This is a genomic window from Corallococcus sp. CA053C (assembly GCF_003611675.1).
Lineage (GTDB): Bacteria > Myxococcota > Myxococcia > Myxococcales > Myxococcaceae > Corallococcus.
The window spans coordinates 1-4,935 of sequence record NZ_RAWA01000567.1; the positions used below are offsets into that span (position 1 = coordinate 1).

Below are 4,935 nucleotides of genomic sequence, written 5' to 3' on the forward strand. Positions count from 1 at the left end.
GTCCAACGGCAGCCCCACCCGCAGCCGCGCCTGCTGTTCCCCGTAGTCCAGTTGATCCACGGAGTCGCCGGAGAGCAGCTCGAAGGTGAGCTCGCCCCGGGCGTCGGTGGTGGTGGTGACCAGCGGCACGTAGCCGCCGTCGTGCTGGCGCTCGAGCGTCAGCGACTGGCCGACGCTCGGCGTGCCGTCCGGTTGGAGCACGCGGCCGTAGGCGAAGATGGGGTCTTCCGGGTAGCGCTCGCAGCCGGTGAGGGTGAAGAAGGCCAGGAGACCCAGGCTCAGGAAGGGGAGCGGTGCGTGGCGCATGTCAGTAGGTCGCCTTGAGCCCGAAGAGGGGAACGATGATGGGAATCTGGAGGGGCGCGCGTTGGGGTTCGAGGCCCGCCTGGTCCTCGAAGCCTTCGAAGCGGTACTCGTAGGCGATGACCTCCTGCTGCGCGGAGAGGTTGAGCACGTCGAGCGACGCGTCCAGCGTGAAGTCCTGGTAGGCCCACGACTTCGCGATGCGCGCATCCACGCGGAAGAACGACGCCAGCCGGCCGGCGCGGTCCAAGTCCTGGCGCACCCAGTTGACCGAGTCGTCCGGCCCCTTCACGAAGCGCTGCGTCTGCGAGGTGATCTGCCCCGACTCCGGACGGCCGGTGTTGAAGTGCACCACCGTGCCCACCGTCCAGTTGTTGCCGAACTTGTAGCTGAGCGCGGCGTTGAAGACATGCGCCTGTTCGAAGGCGAAGGGCAGCGTGCCTTCCACCGTCTCCACCACCCGGTTGTCGTCACCGTAGCGGGAGAAGCGCACCTTCCGCCGGCTCTGCAGGAAGCTGTAGGACACCCAGCCGAACCAGTGATTGCCCAGCGGATGGCGCGCCATCAGGTCCAGGCCGTAGGCGTAGCCGGTGGTGGCGGGATCCGTGCCCAGGCTGCCCCGGCGTCGGCGGTTCTCCGCCACGTCCACCAGGTCGAACTCCACCGCGCGCGACAGCGGGTTGAAGTACGCGTCCGCGCTCAGCTCCAGCCCCTCCAGTGCCTTCCACTCCGCGCCCACGTCGAACTGCGCGCCGGACTGGAGGCCGTAGCGCAGGCTGGCGGTGTCGATGGCGGGCAGGTGCAGCAGCACGGTGGGCGGCTGGTGGAACAGGCCCGCGCCGCCCTTGAGTGTGAGGGTGTCCGTCAGCGTGTGGCGCACGGACAGGCGCGGCTCCACCGCGGTGAACGTCAGGCCCGGCACCAGGTGGTACGCGTCCACGCGCAGGCCCGGTGACACCACCCACGTGTCGGAGGGCCTCCAGGTGACGGACGCGTACGCGCCGGAGAAGGTGGCGATGGCCGAGGGCCGCTTGAGCGGATCCGCCTCGTCGGAAGGCTTCCAGCCCGGGGGCCGCGCGGTGCCGGTGATGGTGGTGGCCGAACGGCGGTTCTCCACGTCCGCGCCCACGGCCACCTCCAGCGTGTCGGTGAGCACGCGGCGCCAGCCGGTGCGCGCGGCGAGGCTCGTCTGGTTCAGGCCGTACTCGCCCACGTCCTGCCGGACGAGGTTGCCCCCGGTGCGCAGCGTCTGCTCGCCGGTGAGGCCCAGGCCGTCCCAGCCCAGCGTGACGCCGAGCTCGCCCTCGCCGCCCGCCAGCGGGTGCGTGCCGCGCAGGTCGATGCGGTGGAACCGGGACGTGACGCCGCCGCCGTCCGAGCCTTCTTCCAGTCGGGATGAGAGGCCCACGTCGTCGGAGCTGCCCAGCGCGAACAGGCGCAGGCGGCCCTGGCCCACCTTCTGCTCGATGCGCGCCTGGTAGTCCCAGAAGCCCGCGCGCACCTGCTCCGCTTCCTTGTTGTTGAGGGTGTTGGCCGCTAGCGAGATGAGCAGCGCGGAGTAGCTGATGCGACCGGCCACGCTGACGCTGGTGCCGGTGGAGGCGAAGGGCTGCTCGATGAAGCCGCCCGCGTTGAGCAGGTCCGCGTACGCGGTGAAGTGCAGCCGGTCCTCGCGAGGACGGCTGAGGCGCCCCTCCACCGCGCCCCCCAGGAGGCGGCCGAACTGCACCGGTGGCGCGCCCGGATGGAAGTCCACGGTGTCGATGAAGTCCGGGTGGATGACCGCGGGCCCCAGCAGCAGGTGGTACAGCATCGGGATGCGCACGCCGTCGAGGAAGAACCCGGTGGCCGCCGGCTGGCTGCCGCGCACCACCGGGTAGCTGATGCCGGACGCGAGGCTGCCCACGCCGGGCATCAGCATCACCACGCGGAAGGGGTCGCCCTGCGTGCCGGGCACCTCGCGGATCTCCTGCTCGTGCAGACTGATGCGAGTCACTTCCGTGCGCGGGCGCTCGTCGCGCACGACGGTTTCATAGGGGTTCACCTCGCGCGGCTGGAGGCGGTAGACGACCTGGAGCGTCTGGCCCGCTTCCAGCTTCTCCTCGAAGGTCGTCGTCGCGTGGCCCGGCGCGCGGACCTCCAGGCGGTGCGCGCCCGGCGTCACGTCCACCGTGAAGCGGCCCTGCGCGTCGGTGGTGCCCGAGGGCTCCTGCGCTCCGTCCACGAAGAGGGCCGCGTCGGCCAGCGGCCTGCGGGTGCCCCGTGCGCGCACCTCGCCAGTGAGGCGCGTGGTGGTGGCGGGGACCTGCACGGGCGGCGTGAAGCGGTAGAGGAAGGGCAGGCGCACCGCCACGGGCAGGCCGCCCAGCGTGGCCGGGGTGAAGCGCAGGCCCGGAGCGGCGGCGAGCGCCGCGTCGGTGAGGCGGGGCTCGGAGGCGGCGCGGATCACCTTCGTCTCCGCGACGCGGCCGTCCACGTCCACCAGCAGCTCCAGCTCCACCTCGCCCGGGGTGCCCTCCAGCCCTTCCGGCCACGCGGCGGGCGCGTCGGCGGTGAGGGTGGGGGGCACGAGCGCCGTGTCACCCGCGTCCGGGGAGAGCCCCAGGCGCCAGGCGTCCTCGGCGGAGAGGGTCTGCCCGCCGTCGGTGGACTGGACCTCCACCTCCACCGTGCGGAGCTCGCTGGTGGACGACGGCACCCCCTGCGCGCGTGCCGCGGTGCCGAACAGCAGCACGAAGGCTGACCACAGCAGGAAGGTGCGGGGTGGCCTCATGGGCGGCCGCTTCACCACCGGCGCACCGCGGAGCTGTCACCCCGGATGGGACCTGCGCGTCTCGGACCGATGTCACCCCTGCGTGCAGCCATGCGTTCCACCCAGATGCAACCGGTGCTCCTCCCCCGGCCCAGGGTGGAAACACCGACGATTGCCTTCATACGGCCTGAGCAGGCAATCCGGGCAGTGCATTCTTGCGGAAACGACGCGGTCCCCGGGGCTCATGCCGCGGTGCGCCCCCCGCGCGCACCGCCATCCCCGCCGGGCTCCGCCAGTCCGTCCACCAGGGCGGGCGTGCTGTGCGCGCCTGCACGGGGGAGTGGGCCCGCGGTGTGTGCCCCTGGAGCCATGCACAGGGGCGTCGTTACAGTTTTTCAAGTCGAGTGGAAGCCACGGCCGGGGCTTCCTGAGGAGGGCGCATGCGCACGCCGAAGGATGAACTGCTGCTCGAGGCGATGGACCATGCGCTGTCAGCGCGGACGTTGGCGACGGTGCAGACGCTGGCGCGGCTGTACCGGATGTTGGACGTGGAGCGGGTGACGGAGGACGAGAACTACGCGGTGTTCGCCACGGCGCTGTCGCGCAGGTTGGAGGGGGCGACGGGGGCGCTGCATCCGTACCGGGCCTCGGACGTGGATGGCGGGGCGCCGCAGATCGACCTGTTCCGGCAGTTGATGAAACACCTGCCATTGGCGTCGGCGGCGGACGCGGTGGCGAACACGCTGCTCGCGGGCTTCCTGCGGGGCCACGCGGAGGCGACGCTGCTGGACGTGGGCATCGGCCAGGGGCGGCAGGAGTGCAACCTGCTGCGGGCGCTGGCGCGGGCGGGCGCGCTGCCCCGACACCTGACGGTGGTGGGCGTGGATCCGAGCGGGGCCAGCCTGTGCGAGGCGCGGTGCGCACTGATGGGGGTGGCCCAGGAGGTGGGGCTGTCGCTCGCGTTCGAGGCGGTGGAGTCGCCGGTGGAGGACGTGGACGCGGCGACGTGGGCGCGGTGGCGCGGGGTGCGCAGGCCGCTGGTGGTGAACGCGGCGTTCGCGCTGCACCACGTGGCGGAAGGGGCGTCGCGGGAAGGCGAGGCGCGCGACCGGGTGCTCGGGAGGCTGGCGTCGCTGGAGCCGGTGGGGGTGGTGTTGTGCGAGCCGAACGTGGACCACCACCGGGCCCCGGCGCGTGAGCGATTGGTCAATGCGTGGCATCACTTCTCCCGCGTGTTCCGGTTGCTGGATACGCTGGAGGTGCCGGGCGGCGAGCGCCGCGCCATGAAGCGCTTCTTCGGCCGGGAGGTGGAAGACATCGTGGGCACGGTGAACGAGGCGGAGCGGTGCGAGCGCCACGAGACGGCGACGTCGTGGTGGGAGCGACTGGAGCGCGCGGGCTTCACGCCGAGGGGCGGGATGGACGCGGTGTGTCCACCGGGGATGCACCCGGCGGTGGGGCTGCGCGCGGAGGAGGGCACGGTGGGCATCACCTTCCGCGACGACGTGCTGGTGGCGGTGCTGGCGGCGGTGCCGAAGGAGGCGGCGTGAGCGACCTGGAGGCGCTGGCGCCGAGGGTCCTCGCGCGCTGTCGGGAGGTGGGGGTGCGGCTGGTGCTCGCGGAGGCGTGCACGGGAGGGCTCATCGCGGCGGCGCTGACGGACGTGCCGGGGGCGTCCGCGGTGGTGGAGCGCGGCTATGTGCCGTACTCGAACGAGTCGAAGGGCGAGCAGTTGGGGGTGCCGCTGGCGCTGTTGCAGGCGCACGGGTCGGTGAGCGCGGAGGCGGTGGCCGCGATGGCGGCGGGGGCGCTGGAGCGCTCGCGGGCGGACTGGGCGGTGGCGGAGACGGGCATCGCGGGGCCTGGAGGTGGGACGGAGG

The 4,935-nt window shown here is 72.4% G+C and carries 3 protein-coding genes and 1 pseudogene; 2 read left to right on the forward strand and 2 right to left on the reverse strand.

Annotation, left to right across the window (positions count from 1 at the left end; translation table 11 throughout):
* A pseudogene (locus D7V97_RS40005) lies at window positions 1-306 on the reverse strand (hypothetical protein); the annotation flags it as partial.
* Window position 307: 1 nt separating this feature from the next.
* Window positions 308-3,076 carry a TonB-dependent receptor gene (locus tag D7V97_RS40010; RefSeq protein WP_120615825.1) on the reverse strand — a complete coding sequence of 923 codons (2,769 nt, stop codon included), beginning with the start codon at window positions 3,074-3,076 and terminating at the stop codon, window positions 308-310.
* Window positions 3,077-3,495: 419 nt separating this feature from the next.
* Between D7V97_RS40010 and D7V97_RS40015 the strand changes: the two genes are divergently transcribed.
* Together D7V97_RS40015 and D7V97_RS40020 are read left to right on the forward strand one after the other, a co-directional pair.
* Entirely contained in the window at window positions 3,496-4,605 is a 1,110-nt protein-coding gene (locus tag D7V97_RS40015; protein ID WP_120615826.1) for a GRAS family protein, read from the forward strand.
* A partial coding sequence (locus D7V97_RS40020; protein ID WP_147445181.1) for a CinA family protein occupies window positions 4,602-4,935 on the forward strand: 334 nt, incomplete at its 3' end. The genes D7V97_RS40015 and D7V97_RS40020, both read left to right, overlap by 4 nt.

Coding starts and splice junctions, on each gene's coding strand:
- D7V97_RS40010 (WP_120615825.1), bottom strand. CDS start 3,076: ATGAGGCCACCCCGCACCTTCCTGCTGTGGTCAGCCTTCGTGCTGCTG.
- D7V97_RS40015 (WP_120615826.1), top strand. CDS start 3,496: ATGCGCACGCCGAAGGATGAACTGCTGCTCGAGGCGATGGACCATGCG.